The sequence below is a fragment of the Parafrankia soli genome (assembly GCF_001854695.1).
In the GTDB taxonomy this organism is placed as follows: domain Bacteria; phylum Actinomycetota; class Actinomycetes; order Frankiales; family Frankiaceae; genus Parafrankia; species Parafrankia soli.
In genome coordinates, this window is sequence record NZ_MAXA01000134.1 from 1 (window position 1) to 2073 (window position 2073).

The window sequence follows — 2073 nt, forward strand, 5'->3', positions numbered from 1 at the left end:
CGGTGAAGAAGGTGCTGGTGCTGGTGACGGGCAGGGTGACTTCCTTGCCGTCGAGGGTCCACCCGATCGGCACCGGCGGGGGCATGGCGGTCATGTCAGTTCTCCGCGGTGACGTCGGTGGCGGTGGCGGTGAACGGCTCCGCCGCGGTGCTCTCCCCGGCCTGCACATCGGGGGCCCAGAACCACCGCTGCGAGGCGGGCACGTGGGGCGACGTGGACTCGGTGAGCCGGCGCATGGCCTCCAGACCGATCTCGCCGAGGACGGGCGCCTCCACGGAGCCGACGGCGATCACGACGCCGCTCCCAACAGCCCGGCGCCGACGTCGACGCTCTCGCCGACGAGCGGGGCGAACAGCGCCAGCAGGCACTGCTGGCCGAAGGCGGCCTGCGCGGCGCCGTACTGCTCCTCGCTGGTCAGGTCCGGGTCGGCGGCGGCGTTCTGGTTGCCCGCGAGCATCGCGTGGGCGGAGCGCATCGCGGCGGCGACGGCGTCGCGGGAGATGACGGCCGGCCCCGCGGGCAGGGGCGTGGCGAACGTGGTCGGGGTCATGACGCGCCTCCCGTGGGGGCGTAGGGGGCAGGGGTGTCGGTGTCGCCGCCGCCGACGACGGCGAGGTGGCGCGGGACGGGCAGCACCTCGAACCGCGGGGACGGTGGGCGGCCACGCCCGCGCTCGGCGGGGCGCGGAACCCGACCCAGGTGCCCGCCGGTGACCAGCTCGTCGAAGACGGGTTCGAGGTCGGCGACCCGGCGGCACCACCGGCGCCCGTCGAGGCCGTGATACGCCTCGCGCAGGCTGACGGTGTCACCGACGGCGTACCGCCGCCGCATCCAGGCCGCGACCTCCTCGGCCCGGGTGCGCGCCGACGCGAGCGGCTGCCAGTCCGGGTGCACCAGACCCCACGGGTCCAGCAGCGCCCGGGTGGCGGACCGGACCTCCTCGACGTTCAGCCCGCCCGCGCGGCGCGCGACGCCGAGCAGCCGCAGCCGGGATTCGGTTTCGGTGGCGTCGAGCGCGGGCGCCGCGACCGGGCGGACGGGCTGCTCGTAGCGGTCGAGCAGGGCCCGCCGAACCTGCCGGGCGACGTCGGAGTCGACGAGGAGCATCGCGACGTTGAGCACGGTTCGCCGCGTGAACAGCGCGAGGGCGGAGATCCGGTCCCAGTGAGGTTCAGCCTGAACCTCACTGCCCTGGCCAGCGAGTTCTGCCTTCAGGGCCGCAAGATCGCCACCGCGAACGGCCAACAGACCGTTCTCTATGAGTTCGTCCCGATGGCGCTTGATCACACTCTTGATCGCCTCGACGCCGACCTCGAAGTACCCGGCCACCATCTCGGTGGTCACGTGCAGGTCGTCGGGAAGTAGGCCGAGTGCCTTCACGCGGTCGAGCGCGTCGGTGTGCCCGGCGTACTCGCCGCGCGCGGCCCGCGACTCGGTGAGGACGATCTCGTTCACGCCGCACGCTCGTCGGCATGGAAGTCCCAGAGGTGCGGGCAGTCGTCCCGCTCGTGGTCGATCTTCCCGCAGATCGTGCAGACCTTGAGGGCGATGAAGCGCCGCGCGGCGCGGGCGAGGACGACGCTCATGCCGCCGCGCCAACCTTGTCGTGCGAGACCTTCCGGGCGAGGGCCTCGATCTCGTCCTCGCGGTAGCGGCGGTGGCCGCCTGGGGTATGCGAGACGGTGAGCTTCTCGGCCTTCGCCAAGCGGATGAGAGTCCGCGGCGAGACGCCGGACTTCGCGGACGCGACTCCCGCGGGCAGCAAGATCACGCCGGGCGTGACACCATGGGTCACGGAGATTCCTTCCTTCTCATGCAGGGTGGGTCGGGTTTCCATTCGCCCGGCCGGTGCTGGAACACCGGCCGGGCTCCGTCGTTTCGTCGTGCTGATGCGCGGCCGACTACCCGCCGACCAGGGCCTTCACGCCCTCGATGTCGTCGTCCTGGCGGTACGAGAACCCCCAGAGGGCGAGGACTTCCTTGCGGAGCTCCCGGATCTGGCTGGCCGGGTCGAGGTTGGCGAAGCGCTCCTCTGCCTCGCGGAGGAAGTCGGCCGGATCGACTTGGCTGTTC

Annotated in this window: 5 protein-coding genes; all 5 read right to left on the reverse strand. The window is 72.3% G+C overall.

The features are described 5' to 3' along the window. Positions 1 to 95: 95 nt before the first annotated feature. The 5 genes from BBK14_RS12720 to BBK14_RS12735 are packed head-to-tail and all read right to left on the reverse strand — an operon-like array spanning position 96 to position 1795. On the reverse strand, positions 96 to 293 hold the full coding sequence (locus BBK14_RS12720; protein ID WP_071062236.1) for a hypothetical protein: 198 nt from the start codon (positions 291 to 293) through the stop codon (positions 96 to 98). Further along, on the reverse strand, positions 290 to 550 hold the full coding sequence (locus BBK14_RS38195; protein WP_071062238.1) for a hypothetical protein: 261 nt from the start codon (positions 548 to 550) through the stop codon (positions 290 to 292). Before BBK14_RS38195 ends, BBK14_RS12720 begins: the two co-directional genes overlap by 4 nt. Further along, positions 547 to 1455 (reverse strand): hypothetical protein, encoded by a 909-nt coding sequence (locus tag BBK14_RS38200; protein ID WP_071062240.1) that lies wholly within the window; start codon positions 1453 to 1455, stop codon positions 547 to 549. Before BBK14_RS38200 ends, BBK14_RS38195 begins: the two co-directional genes overlap by 4 nt. Beyond that, a complete protein-coding gene (locus BBK14_RS41275; RefSeq protein ID WP_275078480.1) occupies positions 1452 to 1586 on the reverse strand; it encodes a hypothetical protein in 135 nt (44 codons plus the stop codon). Before BBK14_RS41275 ends, BBK14_RS38200 begins: the two co-directional genes overlap by 4 nt. Next, positions 1583 to 1795: a MerR family DNA-binding transcriptional regulator gene (locus BBK14_RS12735; RefSeq protein ID WP_241831438.1), complete on the reverse strand. Its 213-nt coding sequence runs from the start codon at positions 1793 to 1795 to the stop codon at positions 1583 to 1585. The genes BBK14_RS41275 and BBK14_RS12735 overlap by 4 nt, the downstream gene beginning before the upstream one ends. Between the last annotated feature and the right edge of the window lie 278 nt (positions 1796 to 2073).

Coding starts and splice junctions, on each gene's coding strand:
- BBK14_RS38195 (WP_071062238.1), bottom strand. CDS start 550: ATGACCCCGACCACGTTCGCCACGCCCCTGCCCGCGGGGCCGGCCGTC.
- BBK14_RS41275 (WP_275078480.1), bottom strand. CDS start 1,586: ATGAGCGTCGTCCTCGCCCGCGCCGCGCGGCGCTTCATCGCCCTCAAG.